The sequence below is a fragment of the Achromobacter sp. SLBN-14 genome (assembly GCF_006715415.1).
Classification (GTDB): domain Bacteria; phylum Pseudomonadota; class Gammaproteobacteria; order Burkholderiales; family Burkholderiaceae_B; genus Achromobacter; species Achromobacter mucicolens.
This window is the reverse complement of sequence record NZ_VFNE01000001.1, coordinates 1,227,551-1,248,784: the sequence shown is the minus strand read 5'-3', so window position 1 is coordinate 1,248,784 and position 21,234 is coordinate 1,227,551. Positions and strand designations below refer to the sequence as shown.

Annotated in this window: 18 protein-coding genes; 4 read left to right on the top strand and 14 right to left on the bottom strand. The window is 67.7% G+C overall.

Going from position 1 to position 21,234, the window contains the following annotated elements:
- Nucleotides 1–74: 74 nt before the first annotated feature.
- The 7 genes from FBY20_RS05685 to kdpF form a co-directional block, all read right to left on the bottom strand.
- Complete coding sequence (locus tag FBY20_RS05685) at nucleotides 75–836, bottom strand: TorF family putative porin (protein ID WP_142050635.1); 762 nt, start codon at nucleotides 834–836, stop codon at nucleotides 75–77.
- Nucleotides 837–953: 117 nt separating this feature from the next.
- Nucleotides 954–1,646: a two-component system response regulator KdpE gene (kdpE, locus tag FBY20_RS05680; RefSeq protein ID WP_062840395.1), complete on the bottom strand. Its 693-nt coding sequence runs from the start codon at nucleotides 1,644–1,646 to the stop codon at nucleotides 954–956.
- 8 nt (nucleotides 1,647–1,654) lie between these two features.
- Nucleotides 1,655–4,471, bottom strand: coding sequence for a sensor histidine kinase KdpD (locus FBY20_RS05675; protein WP_142050632.1), 2,817 nt, complete (start codon nucleotides 4,469–4,471; stop codon nucleotides 1,655–1,657).
- 51 nt (nucleotides 4,472–4,522) lie between these two features.
- Entirely contained in the window at nucleotides 4,523–5,131 is a 609-nt protein-coding gene (gene kdpC / locus FBY20_RS05670) for a potassium-transporting ATPase subunit KdpC (protein ID WP_142050629.1), read from the bottom strand.
- A 55-nt stretch (nucleotides 5,132–5,186) separates the two neighbouring features.
- Complete coding sequence (gene kdpB / locus FBY20_RS05665; RefSeq protein ID WP_370458363.1) at nucleotides 5,187–7,394, bottom strand: potassium-transporting ATPase subunit KdpB; 2,208 nt, start codon at nucleotides 7,392–7,394, stop codon at nucleotides 5,187–5,189.
- Between the two features lie 37 nt (nucleotides 7,395–7,431).
- On the bottom strand, nucleotides 7,432–9,210 hold the full coding sequence (kdpA, locus tag FBY20_RS05660) for a potassium-transporting ATPase subunit KdpA (protein ID WP_142050623.1): 1,779 nt from the start codon (nucleotides 9,208–9,210) through the stop codon (nucleotides 7,432–7,434).
- Nucleotides 9,210–9,299, bottom strand: coding sequence for a K(+)-transporting ATPase subunit F (kdpF, locus tag FBY20_RS05655; protein WP_056321339.1), 90 nt, complete (start codon nucleotides 9,297–9,299; stop codon nucleotides 9,210–9,212). Before kdpF ends, kdpA begins: the two co-directional genes overlap by 1 nt.
- Before the next feature lie 737 nt (nucleotides 9,300–10,036).
- Here kdpF and FBY20_RS05650 point away from each other — a divergent pair.
- Together FBY20_RS05650 and FBY20_RS05645 are read left to right on the top strand one after the other, a co-directional pair.
- The gene (locus tag FBY20_RS05650) at nucleotides 10,037–10,315 is read left to right on the top strand and encodes a DUF4212 domain-containing protein (protein WP_056321343.1); all 279 of its coding nucleotides are present in this window, start codon (nucleotides 10,037–10,039) and stop codon (nucleotides 10,313–10,315) included.
- Nucleotides 10,315–12,405: a sodium:solute symporter family protein gene (locus tag FBY20_RS05645; RefSeq protein ID WP_142050620.1), complete on the top strand. Its 2,091-nt coding sequence runs from the start codon at nucleotides 10,315–10,317 to the stop codon at nucleotides 12,403–12,405. The genes FBY20_RS05650 and FBY20_RS05645 overlap by 1 nt, the downstream gene beginning before the upstream one ends.
- On the opposite strand, the gene FBY20_RS05640 is transcribed toward FBY20_RS05645, so the two are convergent.
- From FBY20_RS05640 to trxB, 5 genes are read right to left on the bottom strand one after another with little or no spacing between them, the layout of a single operon-like run.
- A complete protein-coding gene (locus FBY20_RS05640) occupies nucleotides 12,402–13,532 on the bottom strand; it encodes a hypothetical protein (RefSeq protein WP_142050617.1) in 1,131 nt (376 codons plus the stop codon). The two genes, FBY20_RS05645 and FBY20_RS05640, sit on opposite strands and share 4 nt — an antisense overlap.
- Nucleotides 13,519–14,187 (bottom strand): hypothetical protein, encoded by a 669-nt coding sequence (locus FBY20_RS05635; protein WP_255452248.1) that lies wholly within the window; start codon nucleotides 14,185–14,187, stop codon nucleotides 13,519–13,521. Before FBY20_RS05635 ends, FBY20_RS05640 begins: the two co-directional genes overlap by 14 nt.
- Nucleotides 14,184–14,513 carry a multidrug efflux SMR transporter gene (locus FBY20_RS05630; RefSeq protein ID WP_056321352.1) on the bottom strand — a complete coding sequence of 110 codons (330 nt, stop codon included), beginning with the start codon at nucleotides 14,511–14,513 and terminating at the stop codon, nucleotides 14,184–14,186. Before FBY20_RS05630 ends, FBY20_RS05635 begins: the two co-directional genes overlap by 4 nt.
- Nucleotides 14,510–15,184 carry a Smr/MutS family protein gene (locus FBY20_RS05625; protein ID WP_056321354.1) on the bottom strand — a complete coding sequence of 225 codons (675 nt, stop codon included), beginning with the start codon at nucleotides 15,182–15,184 and terminating at the stop codon, nucleotides 14,510–14,512. The genes FBY20_RS05630 and FBY20_RS05625 overlap by 4 nt, the downstream gene beginning before the upstream one ends.
- Nucleotides 15,171–16,130 (bottom strand): thioredoxin-disulfide reductase, encoded by a 960-nt coding sequence (gene trxB / locus FBY20_RS05620; protein WP_056321357.1) that lies wholly within the window; start codon nucleotides 16,128–16,130, stop codon nucleotides 15,171–15,173. The genes FBY20_RS05625 and trxB overlap by 14 nt, the downstream gene beginning before the upstream one ends.
- Before the next feature lie 42 nt (nucleotides 16,131–16,172).
- On the opposite strand from trxB, the gene FBY20_RS05615 reads away from it, so the two are divergent.
- Together FBY20_RS05615 and lolA are read left to right on the top strand one after the other, a co-directional pair.
- Nucleotides 16,173–18,554 carry a DNA translocase FtsK gene (locus FBY20_RS05615; protein WP_128827581.1) on the top strand — a complete coding sequence of 794 codons (2,382 nt, stop codon included), beginning with the start codon at nucleotides 16,173–16,175 and terminating at the stop codon, nucleotides 18,552–18,554.
- The gene (gene lolA / locus FBY20_RS05610; protein ID WP_174245465.1) at nucleotides 18,554–19,189 is read left to right on the top strand and encodes an outer membrane lipoprotein chaperone LolA; all 636 of its coding nucleotides are present in this window, start codon (nucleotides 18,554–18,556) and stop codon (nucleotides 19,187–19,189) included. The genes FBY20_RS05615 and lolA overlap by 1 nt, the downstream gene beginning before the upstream one ends.
- A 122-nt stretch (nucleotides 19,190–19,311) precedes the next feature.
- Here lolA and FBY20_RS05605 read toward each other — a convergent pair whose 3' ends face one another.
- Nucleotides 19,312–19,725 (bottom strand): RidA family protein, encoded by a 414-nt coding sequence (locus tag FBY20_RS05605; RefSeq protein WP_056321365.1) that lies wholly within the window; start codon nucleotides 19,723–19,725, stop codon nucleotides 19,312–19,314.
- A gap of 36 nt (nucleotides 19,726–19,761) precedes the next feature.
- Nucleotides 19,762–21,234: an amidohydrolase family protein gene (locus tag FBY20_RS05600; protein WP_142050601.1), complete on the bottom strand. Its 1,473-nt coding sequence runs from the start codon at nucleotides 21,232–21,234 to the stop codon at nucleotides 19,762–19,764.

Below are 21,234 nucleotides of genomic sequence, written 5' to 3'. Positions count from 1 at the left end.
TAGAAATCGCGCCGTAAAACCTGCCGATAAATGCGCGTCTGCCGCGTAAAAACCGCGTCAACGGCAGGCGCCGGTCAGAACGTCTTGGTCACCGATAGAAGACCGGTGGCGCGTCCCATGTCGCGGCCCCGGGTATTGGTGTAGACGGCGCGGTCGGCGTTGGTGTCCAGATAGGCCAGCGAGACGGACAGGCCCTGGCCGAAGTCCTTGGTCAGGCCCAGCTTCCAGTCAGTGTAGGACCCGTTGTCGACGTTGCGCACGATCTGGCGGCCCGCATGGGCGTTGATGACGAGGCCCCAGATGCCGGTGTCGAAGTTGCCCGACAGGTCGAAGTATTGGCTGTACTTGCTGTCGGCAAAGCCGAACAGGTTGGTCAGCGCAAGGGAATACTTGAACATCACCGGGCCGTATCCGATGCTGGCGTAGAGTTCGGTGGTGTCGGGGCTGGTGTAGCCGGATGGATAGTCGCCCGGGTAGTAATACTGCAGCACGCCCAGGTCCACGGGCACATTGTCCGTCAGATTGCCCTTGTAGCCGCCGTAGAAGTCCATTTCCACAGGCGCGGAGACGTCGCTGTTGCTGTCGTTCAGCCAGCTGATGCTGGAGTTCCAGTTGCCCAGGTAAAAGCCGCTGGCGTGCACGAGGTCGAAGCCGCCTTGGATGGCGGGCCGGTTGTTGGTCTGCATGAGGCCGCGATAGCGGTACTGGCTGGCGAGCGTGACGTTGGCCGTCAGGGAATACGGCGACACGGCATCGGCGGCGACGGGGGCGTCGGCGGCTTGCGCCAGGGGAACGAGGGATAGCAGCGCCACTGCGGCGAGGGTGTTGCGGGGCATGGGAAAGCCTCCTGGTGTTGAGCGGACCGCAACAATAGGAGGACCGGCATAAAGCGCGAGACAAGACTCGCGCCCTGCGCGTAAAGCGCGCGTCAAAATGGCTGCGCGCGCGAAAGCTCAGCCCGCAAAGCGGTAGCCCACGCCGATCTCGGTCATCAGGAACACGGGCTGCGCCGGATCGGCCTCGAGCTTCTGGCGCAGATGGCCCATGTAGATCCGCAGGTAGTGATTGCTCTCGACATGAGACGGCCCCCATACCTGCCGCAGCAGTTCGCGGTGGGTCATGACCTTGCCCCGATGGGCCAGCAGCGCCGCCAGCAGGCGGTATTCCATCGCGGTCAGGTGCACGTGCTGGCCGGCGCGTTCGACCACGCGCCGCGAGAAGTCCACGCGCACGTCGCCAAACGCAATCTCGGCCGCATTGCCCGCGCCGCCCCGCCCATGCCTGCGCAGCAGCACGCGCAAACGCGCCAGCAGTTCACTGACGCCGAAAGGCTTGGCAAGGTAGTCGTCGGCGCCCGCGTCCAGCGCCGCGACCTTGTCGGCTTCTGCGCTGCGCGCGGACAGCACCAGCACCGGCACTTCGGTCCAGCCGCGCAGCTCGCGGATGAGCGTCATGCCGTCCTCGTCGGGCAGGCCCAGGTCCAGCACGATCGCGTCGGGCTGGCGGGTGCCCGCCTCGATCAGCCCGCGTTTGACGGTGTCGGCTTCGTGCACCACGCAGCCTTCGCTTTCCAGGGCCTGGCGCACGAACCGCCGGATGTTGGCGTCGTCTTCGATGATGAGGACTATGGGCTGGAAATCGAACATGGGGGTACTCAGGCGGTTTCGGGTTGGATCTCGGGCGGGACGCCCAGCGGCAGGCTGAAGACGAATTGCGCGCCGCTGGCCTGGCCGGGCGTGTGTTCGACCCAGATGCGGCCGTGGTGGGCGGCGACGATGGCTTCGCACACCGCCAGTCCCAGGCCGACGCCAGGCGTGGCGGACTCGCGCTCGCCACGCGTGAATTTTTCGAAGATGCGGCGTTCGGCGCCGGGCGCCACGCCGGGACCGTTGTCGGCGATGGCCACGCGCATTTCGCGCCCTTGCGCTTCGGCTCCCGGCGTTTCGGCCTCGTGCACGACGGCGTGAATGCGCAGCGTGCTGCCGGCGGGCGTGTACTTGGCTGCGTTCTCCAGCAGATTGCACAGCACGCGTTCGATCAGCACGCCGTCGCACTCCACCAGCGGCAGCGCCGACAGCGGCGCGACCAGGACCTCGCGGCCGGCCAGCGGTTCGCGCATGGCCGCCAGCGCGGCGCCGACCAGCTCTTCGATGGATTGCCATTCCAGGCGCAGCGGCGTATCGCGGCTTTGCAGCCGCGCCATGTCCAGCAGGTTGACCACCAGCGCGTGCATGCGCTGCGCCTGATCGCGCATGGCGCGCACCGTGTCCTGCACGCCAGCGGGCAGCGCCTGCCGCTCGCGCATCAGCGTGTCGGTCGTGCCTACCAGGCTGGTGAGCGGCGTGCGCAGGTCGTGCGAAACCGCGGCCAGCAGCGAGTTGCGCAGTTTTTCGGATTCCATGCTGACCACGGCCTGCTGCGCAACCTCGACATAGTGCAGGCGTTCGAGCGCAATGGCGATCAGGGTGGCGTAGGCCTCGACCTGGCGGCGCGTGTCCGGATTGGCGTAGAGGCTGCGGCGGGGCGCGTCCAGCACCAGCACGCCGCGGGTGCGCATCGGCGCCTTCAGCGGCAGGTACAGCAACCCGCTGTTGGACAGGGTGGCGGTGCCGGCGCCCGCAGGCTGGCCGTGGTCGTACACCCACTGCGCCAGCGCCGATTCGGGCGGGGACATGTCGCTGTCGGCGGGCATGGCCAGTTTCAGGCGGTCGTCCAGGCCCAGGATGTAAAGCGCGCAACGCGCGCCAAAGGTGGCGTGCACGAACGAGCCGGCCAGCGCGACGATCTGTTCGGGCAGCAGGGCGGAGGACAGTTCGCGCGCGAATTCGTAGAGGCTGCGCGCGTCGGCCTCGCGCTTGACCGACGCCTGCGCCTGCAAGCGCAGGCCGGCGGTAAGCTGGCCGATCAGCAAGCCCACGCCAAGCAGCACGCCGAAGGTCAGCAGGTACTGCACGTCCGACACGGCGAACGAAGACAAGGGCTGCACGAAGAAGAAGTCGAACAGCCCGACGCTGACGACGGACGCGAGCGCGGCCGGCCCGCGTCCGTGGCGCAGCGCCACGGCGGCCACCGCCAGCAGGAACAGCATGACGATGTTGGTCTGGTGCAGCGCGGGGAAGACGAGGGAGGACAGCGCCGTGGCCACGGCGCAGTAGCACAGCGCCCACACGTACCCCGCCAGTGGCCGGGCGGCGCGTTCGTCGTCGGCTGCGCGCGCGCGGCGGCCCAGCGTGAGCGGGTCGCGTTTGGCGGGCGCGTGCTGGGGCACGGGCGGCGCGCCCAGCCGGATGATGTCGATCTCCGGGCACCCGGCGGCGAGCTGGTCGGCGAAGCTGTGGCGCCGCCACAGCCAACCGTGCGACATGCCGGCGGTCAGCATCGCCGTCAGCGACAGGCGCAGGCGCTGCCATCCGCCGGCGCGGGTTCGGCCCACGATCACCTTGGTGATGTTGTGGCGGCGGACATAACGCACCACGGCGTCGACCATGTCGCCGCCGGCCAGCGTCTCGGTGCGCGCGCCCAGTGCGTCGGCGAGCGCCAGGCCGTGCTGCAGGCGCTCGGTTTCGGCGGCGGCGGGCGGCGCGGCGCGCGGCGTGTCGATGGTGACGACATGCAGATCGCAATCGAGCTGCTGGCTCATGCGATGGGCGCTGCGGATGACGTATTCGGCGTCGGCGTCGGACCCGATGCAGGCCACGATGGCTTCGCGCGTGCGCCACACGGACTCGATGGCCCGATCGCGGCGGTAGGCCTGCACATCGTCGTCCACGTGCTCGGCCGTGCGCCGCAGCGCCAGCTCGCGCAGCGCGATCAGATTGCCCTTGCGAAAGAAATTGCGGGAGGCGTGCCGCGCCTGTTCGGGCAGGTAGACCTTGCCTTCCTTCAAGCGGCGCAGCAGTTCGTCGGCCGACAGGTCGACCAGCATGACCTCGTCGGCCGCGTCGAACACGTCGTCGGGCACCGTTTCCCAGACGCGCACGCCGGTGATGCTGCCCACGGCTTCGTTCAGGCTGTCCAGGTGCTGCACGTTCAGCGTGGTCCAGACGTCGATGCCGGCCGCGAGCAGCTCCTGGATGTCCTGCCACCGCTTGGCGTGGCGCGAGCCGGGGGCGTTGGAGTGGGCCAGTTCGTCGACCAGCACCAGCGCCGGACGGCGGCGCAACGCGCCGTCCAGGTCGAATTCCTTGAGCACGTGGCCGCGGTAGACAACGTCCCGAAGCGGCAGGACCGGCAGGCCATCGAGCAGCGTCGCGGTCTCGCGGCGGCCGTGGGTTTCGACGATGCCGGCAAGCACGTCCGTGCCCTGTGCGGCCTGCGCGCGCGCCGCCGCCAGCATGGCGTAGGTCTTGCCCACGCCGGCCGACGACCCGAAATACACGCGCAGCTTGCCGCGCACCGCCTGCCGCTCGGCGGCGTCCAGGGTTTTCAAGAGCGCGTCCGGATCGGGACGCTCGCCAGCGATGTCAGCCATGAACGCGCAAGGAAGGGGAGGAAACGGCTGGCAATACTATACGCCGCCCCATCATCGCGGGCCGCGCAGCTTGTCCAGCGCCAGGTTCAGCGTCAGCACGTTGACCGCGGGGCTGCCCAGCACGCCCAGCCAGGGCGTGGCGGTGTGGGCCTGGATAAGCGCATCGACCTCGCTGCGCGGCAGATTGCGGGCCCGCGCCACCCGGTCCGCCTGATAGGCCGCGGCGGCCGGACTGATGTGCGGATCCAGCCCGCTGCCCGAGGCGGTGACAAGGTCGGCCGGAATCGGCGCGGCGTTGTCCGGATCGGCCGCCTTCAAGGCCGCGATGCGCGCCTGGACGGCTTCGGCCAGCGCCGGGTTGCGCGGGCCGAGATTGGAGCCGCCGGAGGCTGCCGCGTTGTAGGGCATGGGCGCCGTGGCCGACGGGCGGCCCCAGAAATATTGCGGCGAGGTGAACGATTGGCCGATCAACGCGGAGCCGATCACCTTGCCGTCGTGCTCAATCAGCGAGCCGGCAGCCTGGCGGGGGAACACGGCCGACGCGATGCCGGTGGTCAGAAACGGATAGGCCAGGCCGGTGATGAGCGACAGCGCGGCGAAGACGGTCAGCGCGGGGCGCAGGATGCCGCCTTGGCGCGGCGCGGAAGTTGCGGTGGTCATGAGGAATTCCTTTGCGTGGAGGCTTGCAAGGCAGTGGCAGGGATGACGGCGGCCGTCACGCCCAGCCCAGCGCGGCCAGCACCATGTCGATGAGCTTGATGCCGGCAAACGGCACGATGAGGCCGCCCAGGCCATAGATGAGAAGGTTGCGGCGCAGGAGCACCGAGGCGCCCAGCGGGCGGTAGCGAACGCCCTTCAAGGCCAGCGGGATCAGCACCACGATGATCAGCGCGTTGAAGATCACGGCCGACAGGATGGCCGAGGACGGCGTCGCCAGGTCCATGATGTTCAGCACGCCAAGCTGCGGATAGACGGTGGCGAAGGCGGCCGGGATGATGGCGAAGTACTTGGCCACGTCGTTGGCCACGCTGAACGTAGTGAGCGCGCCGCGCGTCATCAGCATCTGCTTGCCGATCTCGACGATCTCGATGAGCTTGGTCGGGTTGGAATCCAGGTCCACCATGTTGCCGGCTTCCTTGGCGGCCTGGGTGCCCGAATTCATCGCCACCGCCACATCGGCCTGCGCCAGCGCGGGCGCGTCGTTGGTGCCGTCGCCCGTCATGGCGACCAGGCGGCCTTGCGACTGGTAGTCGCGGATGAGCTTGAGCTTGGCCTCGGGCGTGGCTTCGGCCAGGAAGTCGTCGACGCCGGCTTCCGCCGCGATGGAGGCGGCGGTCAGCTTGTTGTCGCCGGTGATCATCACGGTCTTGATGCCCATGCGGCGCAGTTCGGCAAAGCGCGACTGGATGCCGGGCTTGACGATGTCCTTGAGCTCGACCACCCCCAATGCGCGATTGCCGTCGCTGACCATCAGCGGCGTGCTGCCGCGCCGCGCCACGTCTTCGGCCAGGCGCAGCGCCTCGGCGGGTACCGTGGCGTCCTGCGCGGCCAGCCAGGCCTGGATCGCGTCGACCGCGCCCTTGCGGATCTTGCGCTCGCCGAGGTCCGCGCCGCTCATGCGCGATTGCGCGGTGAACGGCACGAACTCGATGCCCGCGATGCGCGGCGCGGGCGCATGGATGGCCTTGTCCGCCAACGCCACGATGCTGCGGCCTTCCGGCGTCTCGTCGGCCAGCGAGGCCAGGCGCGCGGCATCCGCGAGTTCGCGCGCTGAAACGCCGGGCGCCGGCAGGAAGGTGGACGCCTGGCGGTTGCCGAAGGTGATGGTGCCGGTCTTGTCCAGAAGCAGCACGTCGACGTCGCCCGCGGCTTCGACCGCGCGGCCGGACGTTGCGATCACGTTGGCGCTCATCATGCGGCTCATGCCCGCCACGCCGATGGCCGACAGCAGGCCGCCGATGGTGGTGGGTATCAGGCAGACCAGCAGCGCCACCAGCACGGTCACCGTGACCGCTGCGCCGCCGCCCGCCGCCGCGACGGCGTAGAGCGAGAAGGGCATCAGCGTGACGACGACCAGCAGGAACACCACGGTCAGGCCCACCAGCAGGATGGTCAGCGCCAGCTCGTTGGGCGTCTTCTGGCGCCGGGCGCCTTCGACCATCGAGATCATGCGGTCCAGGAAGCTCTCGCCGGGATCGGCGGCGATGCGCACGAAGATCCAGTCCGACAGCACGCGCGTGCCGCCGGTGACGGACGAGAAGTCGCCGCCCGACTCGCGGATGACGGGCGCGGACTCGCCCGTGATGGCGCTTTCGTCGACGGAGGCCACGCCGGCGATGACCTGGCCGTCGCCGGGCACCGTGTCGCCGGCTTCGACCAGCACGACATCGCCGCGGCGCAGCAGGCCCGATGGCTGGTTGACGGCCTGGCCGCGCCAGTGCGCCGGGTCCGCATCCAACGCGTCGTCGTCGCGAAAGCCCTTGAGCAGGTGCGCGTCGATGGTGGTGCGCAGGCCGCGCAGCGTGGCCGCCTGCTGCTTGCCCCGGCCTTCGGCCAGCGCCTCGGCGAAGTTGGCGAACAGCACGGTGAACCACAGCCACACGGCGATGCCCAGAATGAATCCCGCCGGCGCCTCGGCCTGGCCGCCGAGGGCCATGATCCACAGGACCGTGGTGAGCAGGCTGCACACGTAGACCACGAACATCACGGGGTTCTTGACCTGCGCGGCGGGCGACAGCTTGCGCAGGCTGTCCAGAAGCGCGGGACCCACCAGCGCCCGCGACCAGAGGCCAAAGGGTCGGGTCGCGTCAGGTCGGGCCGCGTCAGTCCGCGCCGCGCTCTGCTTGCCCGCGTTCGGTTGACCCGGTTCGCCGGGCGCGGACGCGCGGGCGGCTGTACTGCCGTCAGATCCGACGGTTTGCATTTCAATCTTGGCCATGTTCTTTCCTAGCCTTCTTGCATCAGGGTTGCAGGTGTTCCGCGACCGGGCCGAGAGCCAGCGCGGGCACATAGGTAAGGGCGCCGACCAGCAGCACGGCGCCGATCAAGAGCGTCACGAAAAGCGGGCCGGTGGTCGGCATGCTGCCGGGGCCGGCGGGCAGCCGGCGCTTGGCCGCCAGCGAGCCGGCCATGGCCAGCACCGCGACGATCACGGCGAACCGGCCGAACCACATCGCGATCCCCAACAGGACGTTGTAGAAGGGCGTGTTGGCTGACAGCCCCGCGAAGGCGCTGCCGTTGTTGTTGCCGGCCGACGAGAGCGCGTACAGGATCTCCGAGAATCCGTGGATGCCGGGATTGAGCACGCCGGCCTGGCCCGCCGCCACGGACACGGCCAGCGCCGTGCCGCCCAGCACCAGCAGCGGCGTGGCCAGGATGACGATGGAAACCATCTTCATGTCGAAGGCCTCGATCTTCTTGCCCAGGTACTCGGGCGTGCGCCCGATCATCAGTCCGGCGATGAAGACGCCCAGGATGGCAAAGGCCAGCATGCCGTACAGGCCGGAGCCCACACCGCCGAATACGACTTCGCCCAGCTGCATGAGCAGCATCGGCGACAGGCCGCCCATCGCGGAGAACGAATCGTGCATGCCGTTCACCGCGCCGCAGGACGCCGCCGTGGTGACCGTGGCAAATAGCGACGTGGCCGCGATGCCGAAGCGCGTCTCCTTGCCTTCCATGTTGCCGCCGAACGTCGCGGCGCCAGCTTGCTCGGCCATCGGATTGGGCTGCTGTTCGAAATACGCGGTGGACAGCGCAAAGACGGCGAATAGCGCCGTCATCGCGGCCAGGATGGCGATGCCCTGGCGCCGGCTGCCCACCATCTCGCCCAAGGTAAAGCACAGCGCGGCGGGTATCGCCAGGATGGCCAGCATCTGCAGGAAGTTCGATAGCGGCGTGGCGTTTTCGAAGGGGTGCGCCGAATTGGCGTTGAAGAAGCCGCCGCCGTTGGTGCCCAGCAGCTTGATCGCTTCCTGGGACGCGACCGGCCCCATGGCGAGGGTCTGCGTGCGCGTGGTGGCCGGGTCGGTGACCGGCGCGCCGGCCGCGTCCAGCACGGGCTGGCCTTGCGCGTCCACGCGGGGCTGGTCGTAGTGCACGGTCTCGACCGTCTGCACGGCCTGGTAGGGGTTGAAGTTCTGGATCACGCCCTGGCTGACCAGTGCCATCGCCAGCACGAGCGACAGCGGCAACAGCACATACAGCGTGCAGCGGACCATGTCGGCCCAGAAGTTGCCCACGGTGGCCGAGCAGTGCCGGGCGAGCCCGCGGATCAGCGCGAAAACCACGGCGATGCCGGTCGCCGCCGATACGAAATTCTGCACCGTCAGCGCCAGCATCTGCGTCAGGTAGCTCATTGTGGATTCGCCCGCGTACCCCTGCCAGTTGGTGTTCGAGACGAAGCTGATGGCCGTATTCAGGGCGGAATCGGGCGACACGGCGCCCAGGCCGGCGGGGTTCAGCGGCAGCAGCCCCTGCACGCGCTGCAGGGCATAGACGGCGGCGATGCCGACCAGGTTGAAGACCAGCACGGCGGCGGCATAGCGTTTCCAGCCCATTTCCGCATTGGGGTCGATGCCCGCCAGCCGGTAGATGCCGCGCTCGAGCGGCCGTCCCCAGGCCGTCAGCCGCGAGCGGCCGTCTTCCATCGCGACGCGGATGTAGCGGCCCAGGACGGGCGCGATCGCAAAAAGGACTGCCAGGTACAAGACCAGCAGCCCGACGAATTCGGGGGTCATCAGAATTTCTCCGGTTTGAACAGCGCGACCAGCAGGTACACGAACAGGAATGCGGCCGTCAGGCCGCTTAGCCAGTAGAGCCAGCTCATGACTGCCCTCCGGCCGACAAGGCGTCGCAGAACCGGACGAGCGCCCAGGTCAGCCCGGCCATCGCGGCAAAGAGCCCGATATAGACGAGATCCACGTTTTTTCTCCCCGGGAGGCTTGCTCCCTTCGAACAGGCCTGCGCGGCAAAAGGCGGATGTGCGCCGGGCAGGCGAGGTGACCATTGAAGACACCGGCAGGTTACGGAGCGGGGGGTAAAAACGGGGTATAGCTTGGCGGGCGGGGTGTAAACGCCGTGTAAAGAGGGGCTGGCAAGCTTCTGGCTGTCGTGCCCGGAATCGGGCATCCTGGCGTGCACGGGTTCGGACGCCGGGCGCCATCGGCCATGCTCATGAACTGAGCAGTGCTCAAGAATTAGGCCGTGCGCGGGGCGGTTTGGGCCAAAAAATCCCAATATTTAGAACGGCAGGGCCAAAATGCACTTATATGGTGCAGGGAATATGTAAATGAATGCTCCGTCTTAGGGCATTCCCCTAGTGTGGCAATCCCGCATCTGGTGCAGAATCTCTTCCCATGCAGGTGAGGAGACAAAGCCCTGCATGGGCAAATACCGGCGGCACCGGTAAATAAAAAAGTAAAGCAGTACTCAAAAAAGCAAACGCACAACGGCTGGCACCAGGAAGTGCCAGCCGTTGTCGCATAAAAAGCCGGCAGATCAAGCTTCAGGGCTTTTCAAGCGCTGCGTTTGGCGATATTTAGATGGGACCTGCTCATCCACGCTATGCCGCAAACGCGCCTTACTCCCTCCCGGACATCCGTCACGCCTTACTGGCGCCGCAATCTGCGGCTGATCCTGCTGCTGCTCGCCATCTGGGCGGCGCTGACCTTCATTCCCTCGTTTTTCGCCCGCCGGCTCTCGTTCGACTTCATTGGCTGGCCCTTCGCCTTCTGGATGGCCGCCTACGGCGCCCCGCTGGCCTACCTGATCATCATCGCCGTCTACGCCCGGGTCATGAATCGCGCCGATGAGCGCGCCGACGAAACCGGGGAGCCGCGCTGATGCCATTTTTCACGGGAGACACCCCCCAGGAGTTCCGCATCCGCCTGCGGCGCATCTATGTGCTGTACACGGCAGGCTTTGCGCTGATGATCCTGCTGATGGCGCTGGCCGAGATCCTGGGCATGCCGCGCAACTGGATCGGCTATGTGTTCCTGCTGGTCACCGTCAGCCTGTACGCCGGCATCGGCATTGTCTGCCGCACCTCCGACCAGGTGGAGTACTACGTCGCCGGCCGGCGCGTGCCGGCCATCTACAACGGCATGGCGACCGCGGCCGACTGGATGTCGGTGGCGTCCTTCATCGGCGTCGCGGGCACGCTGTATCTGACCGGCTATGGCGGGCTGGCCTACATCATGGGCTGGACGGGCGGGTATGTGCTGGTGGCGATGCTGCTGGCGCCGTACCTGCGCCGCTTCGGCCAATACACCATTCCCGATTTCATGGGCGCCCGTTACGGCGGCAACCTGCCGCGCCTGGCCGGGGTCTTCTGCGCCGTTCTCTGCTCGTTCACGTATCTGGTCGCCCAGATCTACGGGGTGGGCATCATCACCACGCGGATGACGGGCATTTCATTCGAGCTGGGCATCTTCGTTGCGCTGGGCGGCATGCTGGTGTGTTCGTTCCTGGGGGGCATGCGCGCGGTCACGTGGACGCAGGTCGGGCAATACATCATCCTGGTCATTGCGTACCTCGTGCCGGTGATCTGGCTGTCGGTCAAGCACACCAACATGCCGTTGCCGCAACTGTCGGGCGGAGCCGTGCTGCAGCAGGTGACCGAAAAAGAGGTCTACCTGCAGAACGATCCGTCCGAGATCGAGGTGCGCACGATCTGGCAGCAGCGCGCCGACGAGATGTCGCGCCGCCTGCAGACGCTGCCCGAATCGTGGACGCTGGAAAAGGACAAGCTGCGCAGCCGGCTGGCCCAGTTGAACGCGGGCGACGCGCCCATGGTCGAGATCCGGTCGGCCGAACGCGAACTGGCCGCCTACCCGCCGACCGTCGACGATGCACGCACCACGTGGTCTCAGGCCAAGGCGACCTTCGAGGCCCGCGCCGCGCCGCCCACGCCGCACGCCGAACCGTTCCCGGCCAAGGACCCCGAGGAACGCGGCAACATGCGCATCAACTTCCTGGCGATGGTGCTGTGCCTGATGCTGGGCACCGCCGGCATGCCGCACATCCTGATGCGCTCATACACCACGCCGTCCGTCATCGAGGCGCGCAAGTCGGTGTGCTGGTCGCTGCTGTTCATCCTGCTGCTGTACTTCATGGCGCCCGCGCTGGCGCTGCTGGTCAAGTTCGAAATCTATACCCAGGTCGTGGGCTCGAACTTCCTCAGTCTGCCCAACTGGGTGCACGCCTGGAGCGCGGTCGACACCAACCTGCTCGACGTCACCGACATCAACCGCGATGGCGTCGTGCAGCTGAGCGAAATCAGCATGGGCGCGGATGTGGTGGTGCTGGCCATGCCCGAAATCGGCGGCTTGCCCTACGTGATCTCCGGGCTGGTCGCGGCCGGCGGTCTGGCGGCGGCGCTGTCCACGGCCGACGGATTGCTGCTGACGCTGTCCAACTCGCTTTCTCACGACATGTGGTACCGGGTCGTGTCGCCGCGCATGTCGGCCGCGCGCCGCGTGATGGTGTCCAAGATCCTGCTGCTGGTGGTCGCGTTTGGCGCGGCGTGGGTCGCGGCCCGCAAACCCGCGGACATCCTGTTCATGGTGTCGGCCGCGTTTTCGTTCGCGGCCTCGTCGTTCTTCCCGGCGCTCGTCATGGGGGTGTTCTGGCGGCGCGCCAACAAATGGGGCGCCACGCTGGGGATGGCCGCAGGCCTGGCCGCGACGTTTGCCTACATGACGCACACGCACCCGTGGCTGCGGGAATCGGTGCTGGGCATCGCGCGCACGCAGCCGGTGGACCTGTGGTGGGGCATTCAGCCCATCGCGGCGGGCGTATTCGGCGCCCCGGTGGCGTTCCTGACGATCTTCGTGGTGTCGCTGCTGACCCCGCCGCCCGACCGGGCCACGCTGGCGCTGGTCGATTACCTGCGCAACCCGGACGCGCGGCATCCGCAGCCGGACAACAGCTAGGGAGCAGGGCAGGCTGCCGGCCGGCGGTCCTGGGGGTCGGCGCAGGCGGCCCACGCGGTGCCGGGCATGGCCTGCAGCAGCGTAAGCACCTGTCCCGGCGCCCACAACCACTGTACGCCGCCAGGCGCGCGGCCCGCCGCCGCCCACACGCGCCGGCGGACGTCCGCGCTCATGTCGAAGCGTCCGTTTTCGCCGCTGTTTCCGCTGGCCAGCACGGACTTGGGATCGCGCTTGGCCTCGTAAACGCTGGCGTCGCCGCGCGGCTGCACGATGGCCCAGTCGTAGTGGTAGGACTCCAGGGTGGGCGGCTGCCAGCCGGGGCCGGGCAGCACCAGAACCGGGTGTTCGCCCGCGACGGCGCGGTATGGCAATCCCGCCTGCGCGTCGCGCCCGTCTTCGCTTTGCAGGACCGGCCGCAGATAGCGCTGGGCGATCCCGCCTGCGGCGTCATGCACGATGACCTCGTTTGCTTCACCGGTTTCAGGCGCGTGGCGGACGGTCCGCAACAGGCGGCCGGCCGCGTCATGCACATAGCGCACCTGCGGACGGGAGGCGCCGTCGCAACTGCCGTCGGCCAATTCGGCGAGCCAGCCGTTGGCGTCATAGCGCAGGCAACGCCGGACGGGCCGATTCGCGCGGCCGTCCCAGGTGCGGGACCGCACCTCGTAGCCGATCAGCCGGCCCGATGCGTCGTAGCGAAAGCGGGTCTCGCTCTCTGGCGGCGGCAGGGCGGGTCCGGGCTCGGCGCGGGCCTCGTCCACGGTGTTCGGGCTGTACTGAGCAATGCCGCAAAGATGCGGGCGGCCGTCCTGGCGTTGCTCGAATCGCAGCACCGTCACGCCAATGTGCGTGCCGGGTCCGGCGGCGTACACCGACCAGTCCACGTTTTCGGCCCAGATGACCGGCACGGCGCGCGGTCCGTCGGGCACCTGGACGGCCGGCAGCCAGCTGCGGATGCGTGAGCCGTCCTTGGCCAGCAGCGTGTGGGTGTCGTCGAGCCGCACGTCGGCGACAACGGTCAGACGTTCGTTCGCGGCGAGCGGCTGGCACAGGGCCAGAGCAAGGCCGGGCGCAGCGGACATCGCCGCCATCGCGTACAGGCGCAGCACGGGCTTAGTTCGCGGCAATTTGCAGCCACGCAACGAGGCCCCAGAGTTCGGCGCTGACGCCGCCCAGCCGCAACGCCCCGTCGCGGGTGTCCATCAGCAGGAACGGGTAGGCGCGGCGCTCGAACGCGCCCGCGGGCGGCAGCCGGTAGGGGGCGAAGGCGCCGGACGACAGCAGGTACGTGTTGGTCATGTCGCCCACGTCCACGTGCAGGTACCAGACCGACAGGTCCTTGCCTTGGAACGCGGCATCAGATTCTGGATAGCGGCCGCCTTGGCCCGCGGGAATGCCGCTGGCCAGCACGCCCATGAATACGGGGCGGGGGCCGTATCGCGGGCGGTACGTGCCATCGCCGGTTCGGCGCGCGAAGGTTTCACGCAGGAAGCCGGCCGCGCGCGAGCCGGGCACGACCGACTTTTCAAACAGCGCATCGAACTGCGCTTCCGTCAGCGGGCCGGACGCCGCGGCCAGCCGGTCCATGTCCTCTGAGAAGACCGTGTACCAGGCCCGGTAGCGCTTGAGCTCGGCGGCGCGGTCAAAGCCCTGGGCCGATGCGCAGGCGGCGAACAGCCAACCCAGGCACAGGATTGCCGCAAGGGCGACGCGTAGCGAGGTCTGCGCCAGGATGCCCCGCGTCCCCAGGCCTTGTATCCGAACTGCGGAGAACGTCGTCAATGCGAGACGGATTTGGAGAAGACGTTCATCACCACCACGCCGGCGATGATGAGGCCGATGCCGATGAGCGCGGGTGTGTCCAGGTGCTGCTTGAACAGCACCGCGCCCACGATGGAGATCAGCACGATGCCGACGCCGGACCAGATCGCGTAGGCGATGCCCACGGGAATCTCGCGCAGCGTCAGCGACAGGAAGTAGAACGAAATCAGGTAGCCGAAGACGGTGATGACCGACGGCACCAGCCGCGTGAAACCTTCGGAGCCCTTGAGGGCGCTGGTGGCGAAGATCTCTGCGACGATCGCCACCGCCAGGTAAAGCCACTTCATTTGCGCGGCCCCTCGGACTGGCGCAGCAGCACCAACAGGGCGCCCGCGCCGCCTTCGCGCTCGGGGGCCTCGGAGAATGCCATGACGTCGGCCTTCTGGACCAGCCACGTCCGGGCCTTGTCTTTCAGCACCGGCTCCAGGCCTTCCGAGTTGTAGCCCTTGCCGTGCACGATGCGCACGCAGCGGATGCCGTGTTCCTGGCACTCGTCCAGGAACGACAGCAGGGCATGGCGCGCCTGCTCGACGCGCAGCCCGTGCAGATCGAGTTCCGCGCCGGCGCGCCATTGGCCGCGGCGCAAATTGCGCGCGGTGTCGGGCGCCACGTCGCCACGGACGAAGGCGGTGCCGCCTTCGGACAGCAGGTGCGTGATCTCGCCGCCGTCCGAGACGCCCGCGTCGGCGCGGTTGGGCGTTTCGCCCAGCGCGTTGGCGCGGCGCAGGGCGGGCGCGGGTTCGGGGGCGGGCTTGTGCTCGACGCGTTGCGCGTGCCGGATCGGCGTGACGGACTTCATCGAGCGCTTGAACGCCGCCAGGTCGTCCTCGGGGGGCGACGCGGGGCGCGCGGCCGCCGCCGCCGCCCGTTGCGGGGCAAGGGCGGCGCGTTCGCGTTCTTCCTGCAGGTCCTTCTTCAGGCGTTTCAGGTCGGCCATGCCGACCTTACTGCCCCGCATTCTCCAGCCACCGTTGGGCGTCCAGGGCGGCCATGCAGCCCGTGCCGGCGCTGGTGATGGCCTGGCGGTAGACGTGGTCCTGCACGTCGCCGGCGGCAAACACGCCGGGCACCGAGGTCATGGTGGCCATGCCGGACAGGCCGCTCTTGGTGACGATGTAGCCGTCCTTCATCTCGAGCTGGCCCTGGAAGATTTCCGTGTTGGGCTGGTGACCGATGGCGATGAAGGCGCCCGTGACGGCCATGTCTTCGGTGGCGCCGGTGTCCACGTGGCGAACACGCACGCCGGTCACGCCGCTGTCGTCGCCCAGCACTTCTTCCAGCGTGTGGAACAGCTTGAGTTCCATGTTGCCGTTTTCGACCTTGCTCATCAGCTTGTCGACCAGGATCGGCTCGGCGCGGAACTTGTCGCGGCGGTGGATCAGCGTGACCTTGCGGCAGATGTTGGACAGGTAGAGGGCTTCCTCGACAGCGGTATTGCCGCCGCCGACCACCACCACGTCCTGGTTGCGGTAGAAGAAACCGTCGCAGGTGGCGCAGCCGGAGACGCCGCGGCCCATGAAGGACTGCTCGGACGGCAGGCCCAGGTACTTGGCCGAGGCGCCCGTGGCGATGATGAGCGCGTCGCAGGTGTAGACCTTGCCGGTGTCGCCGGTCAGGGTGAAGGGGCGCTTGGAGAGGTCGACCTTGGCGATGTGGTCGAACAGCATTTCCGTGTTGAAGCGTTCAGCGTGCTTCTGGAAGCGCTGCATCAGGTCCGGACCCTGCACGCCATCCGCGTCGGCCGGCCAATTGTCGACGTCCGTGGTGGTCATGAGCTGGCCGCCTTGGGCCAAACCTGTAACAAGAACAGGGTTAAGATTGGCGCGTGCCGCATAGACGGCCGCCGTGTAACCGGCGGGGCCGGAACCGAGTATCAAAACTTTAGCGTGCGTAGGCGTGGACATGGGCAGGTATCTTTAGGGTAACGCCCAATTATAATGAGCCGCATGCCGCGTATCTCGACTGCTTCTCCGCGCGCCTCGCGCAACACCCGCAACGGACCCTCGCCGCTGCAAACGCGCATTTCCGCGTTGTTGCGTGAAGCCCGCTGGATCCTCTTTGCCGCCCTGGCGGCCTGGCTTACCCTGGTGCTCGCCACCTGGAGCGCGTCCGACCCTGGCTGGTCGCACTCGGTTCCGGGCGATGTCGTGCGCAACCAGGGCGGACGCCTGGGCGCCTACCTGGCGGACATCCTCCTCTATCTCTTTGGTTTCTCCGCCTGGTGGTGGGTCGTCCTGCTGCTGCATCGCGTGCGAGCTGGCTACCGGCGCCTGGCCGCGCAGTTGCGCGTGGCCAACAGCAAGCAACCCGAAGTGCTGCCGCGCGTCCACTGGGAAGAGGGCATTGGCTTTTTCCTGCTGATGATGGGCTCGCTGGGCATGGAAGCCCTGCGCCTGGCCAGCCGCGGCACGCATCTGCCCGGCGCGTCGGAAACGGCAAGCGGCGCGGGCGGCGTCATCGGCCAGATGCTGGCGGACCTCATCGGCAGCAGCATCGGCTTTACCGGCGCCACGCTGGCCTTCCTGGTCATGCTGGCAATCGGACTCAGCCTGTTCTTCTCGTTTTCGTGGCTGGCGGTCGCCGAGCGCGTCGGTTCCTGGCTGGAAGGCCTGGTCCGCAAGATGCGCAATTCCTACACCGCGCGCCAGGACCGCAAGGTCGGCGAAGTCGCCAAGGCCGTGCGCACCGAACAGGTGGTGGCCAAGCAGGAAAAACTGGTGCACGAGCAGCCGGTCCGCATCGAACCGGCCATCACCGTGGTGCCCAAGTCCGAGCGCGTCGAAAAGGAAAAGCAGCAATCGCTGTTTTTCCCGCCCACCGGCGGCGCCGAAGGCGATCTGCCCACCCTTGGCCTGCTCGATCCGCCCCTGAACAACCAGGAAACCGTGTCGGCCGAGACCATCGAATTCACCTCGCGCCTGATCGAAAAGAAGCTGGCCGACTTTGGCGTGTCGGTCACCGTGGTCGCGGCGCAGGCCGGCCCTGTCATCACCCGCTACGAAATCGAGCCGGCCACCGGCGTGAAGGGCAGCCAGATCGTCAACCTGGCCAAGGACCTGGCGCGCGCGCTCAGCCTGGTCAGCATCCGGGTGGTCGAAACCATACCGGGCAAGAACCTGATGGGGCTGGAGCTGCCCAACCCGCGCCGCCAGATGGTGCGCCTGTCCGAAATCCTGGGTTCGCAGACCTACCACGCCAGCCATTCGGTCGTGACCATGGCGCTGGGCAAGGACATCGCCGGCAACCCGGTGGTGGCCGACCTGGCCAAGATGCCCCACCTGCTGGTGGCGGGCACCACCGGTTCGGGCAAGTCGGTCGGGATCAACGCCATGATCCTGTCGCTGCTCTACAAGGCCGACGCCTCGCATACCCGCCTGATCCTGATCGACCCCAAGATGCTCGAAATGAGCGTCTACGAAGGCATCCCGCACCTGCTGGCGCCTGTGGTGACCGACATGCGCCAGGCGTCCAATGCGCTGAACTGGTGCGTCGGCGAAATGGAAAAGCGCTATCGCCTCATGAGCAAGATGGGCGTGCGCAACCTGGCCGGCTACAACACCAAGATCCGCGACGCGATCAAGCGCGAGGAACCGATCCCCAATCCGTTCTCGCTCACGCCGGACCAGCCCGAACCGCTGTCGCCGCTGCCCACCATCGTGGTTGTCATCGACGAGCTGGCCGACCTGATGATGGTCGTGGGCAAGAAGATCGAAGAACTCATCGCCCGGCTGGCGCAGAAGGCGCGGGCGGCGGGCATCCACCTCATCCTGGCCACGCAGCGTCCCAGCGTGGACGTGATCACCGGCCTCATCAAGGCCAACATCCCCACGCGCATCGCGTTCCAGGTGTCGTCCAAGATCGACTCGCGCACCATTCTTGACCAGATGGGCGCGGAAACCTTGCTCGGTCAGGGCGACATGCTCTACATGCCGCCCGGCACCGGCTTGCCGGTGCGCGTGCACGGGGCGTTCTGCAGCGATGACGAAGTCCATCGCGTGGTCGAAAGCCTGAAGTCGCAGGGCGAACCCAATTACGTCGAGGGCCTCCTGGAAGGCGGCCTGGACGGCGACGGCGCCGAAGGCGCCAGCAGCGTCACGGGCATCGGCGGGGACGCGGAATCCGACCCGATGTACGACCAGGCTTGCGAAGTCGTGCTCAAGCACCGCCGCGCGTCCATTTCGCTGGTGCAGCGTCATCTTCGGATTGGTTACAACCGTGCGGCACGGTTACTCGAGCAGATGGAGCAATCGGGTATGGTGTCGGCGATGCAATCCAACGGGAACCGCGAGATCCTGGTTCCCGCAGCCGCCGCACGAGAGGAAGCATGATGAAGACGTTTCAACGCCTGGCCGCCGTTGCGGTGCTGGGCCTGACTTCGGCCCTGGTCCCCGCCCTGGCGCTGGCCGCCAGCGCGCAAGAGCAATTGCGCAACTTCGTGTCCACGGTCACGGCGGCCACCGGGTCGTTTTCGCAGTACACCGTCAACGACCAGGGCCGCACCCAGCCCGCGCAGACCGGCGTGTTCTCGTTCCAGCGCCCCGGTAAATTCAAGTGGGCCGTGCAAAAGCCCTACGAGCAACTGGTCATCTCCGACGGCCGCCAGGTCTTCCAGTTCGACCCCGACCTGGCCCAGGTCACCGAGCGCAAGGTCGACGCCGCCATCGGCACGTCGCCCGCGGCCATTCTTTTCGGCTCGGGCTCGCTGGAACAGTCCTTCGACGTCAGCGCGCTGCCGGCCAAGGATGGTGTCGACTGGCTGCGCGCCAAGCCGCGCACGGCCGACGCCGGTTTCTCGCGCGTGGACATCGGCATGAAGAACAACCTGCCGGTGCGCGTGGAACTGCTCGACTCGTTCGGCCAGACCACCCGCGTCGACCTGTCGGCCATCCAGCCCAACCCCCAACTGCCCGCCAAGGAATTCCAGTTCACCGCGCCCAAGGGCGTGGATGTGGTGAAGATGTAGCGGCGTTTTTGGCCCAATGCGGAATGCCCGGGAAACCGGGCATTTTTTATTTGGCATGCCGTGTTTGGCGGTAGCCGCGCATTGAACCCGGTGTCTGACACCTACCGCGACCTGCCTGCGTGTCAGGGGCGCTTATACGCCACGCAGTCGACTTCCACTTTCGCATCCACCACCAGGCTCGACTGCACGCAGGCACGCGCCGGCGGATTTGCGCCGAAGTATTCCTTGAACACCTTGTTGAACGACGCAAAGTCACGCGCGTCGTCCAGCCAGACGCCGCAGCGCACGACGTGTTCGGGGCCGTAGCCGGCTTCCTGCAGGATGGCCAGCACCTGCTGGATGGCCTTGTGGCTTTGCGTCACGATGCCGCCTTCGATGACTTCGCCGTTTTCCATCGGCACCTGGCCGGAAACGTACAGCCAGCCGTCCGCGGCGACCGCGCGGGCGAAGGGCATGTGCGAGCCGCCCTGGCCGGTGCCGCCGGCCACGCCGTAGCGGGTGATGCCGTTGTTGTCGGGAGTGGGGGTAGCGCTCATGAAGGATTCTCCTTGAAGTGGTCCGGCGGGCGGCCGCTACGACGCAGCCGGAATGGCGGGATAGGACGCGCGCAGGTCGCCGCTGCGCGGCAGCCAGCGGCCGGCGCGCTCGCCGGTGGCCTGGCCCTTGCGGTACGACAGGACACCGTTTACCCAAACGGCCTCGATGCCCGCCGCGGTCTGCACGGGCGCGGCAAAGGTCGCGCGGTCGATGACGGTATCGGGGTTGAACAGCACCAGATCCGCGTGGTGCCCCTCGCGCACGAAGCCGCGCTCGGCCAGGCCGAAGCGCGCGGCGGACAGCCCCGTCATCTTGTGCACGGCCTGCGCCAGCGGAAACAGGCCCACGTCCCGGCTGTAATGGCCCAGCACGCGCGGAAACGCGCCCCACAGGCGCGGATGCGGCATGGGATCGTTGGGCAGTCCGTCCGACCCCACCATCGTGAGCCGGTGCGACAGCACGCGGCGCACGTCGTCCTCGTGCATGTTGTGATACACCGCGCCGGCCGGTTGCAGCCGCTTGGCGGCCTCCAGCAGCGTGACGCCCCAGTCCGCCGCGATGGCAGCCAGCTTGCGGCGCGCCTGCTCCGGATGCGGTTCGGACCAGGTGATGTCGATATCGAATTCGTCCGTGACCTGCTTTAAGTCCAGCGTCGACGAACTGGCGGAATACGGATAGCAGTCGCAGCCCACATGCTGCATGCGCCCCGCGTTTTCCAGCGCGAACAGCACCTCTTTCGTGCGGCCCCAGTTGCCGGCGCCGGCGCACTTCAGGTGCGACACCACCACTGGCACGCGCGCGTGCAGGCCGATGTCGAAGGCTTCCTGCATGGCCTCCAGGATGGCGGCGAATTCCGAGCGCAGGTGCGTCGTGTACAGCGCGCCGAATTCGTCCAGCGCCTCGGCCAGCAGCTTGACCTCGGCCGTGTCCGCGTCGAACGCCGAGGCATAGGCCAGGCCGGTGCTCAGGCCGATCGCGCCGTGCGCCAGGGCGTCGCGCAGTTGGGCGCGCATTGCCAGCACCTCCTCGCGCGTCGCGGCGCGGTCCAGCCGGTCCATGTGGTTGCTGCGCAAGGCCGTATGCCCCACCAGGGCGGCAACGTTCACGGCCGGCCGCGCGGCTTCGATCGCGCGCGTGTAGTCCGCAAAGGTGGCGTAGCGGAAGTCCTCGCGCTTGCCCAGCAGGTTCATCGGATCGGGCGGCTCGCCGCGCAGCGTGACCGGCGAGGCGCTGATGCCGCAATTGCCCACCACCACGGTCGTCACGCCCTGCGACAGCTTGGGCAGCATGTCCGGCGTGCGGATGACGTTGGTGTCGTCGTGGGTGTGGACGTCGATGAAGCCCGGGGCCAGCGCGAGATCGGTGCCGTCGATGAGCTGGCGCGCCGGCGCGCCCGGCAGTTCGCCGATCGCGGCAATGCGGCCGCCGGCCAGTGCCACGCTGGCGCGGTATTCGGGGCCGCCCGAACCGTCCAGGATCCGGACGTTGCCAATAAGGGTGTCGTACAT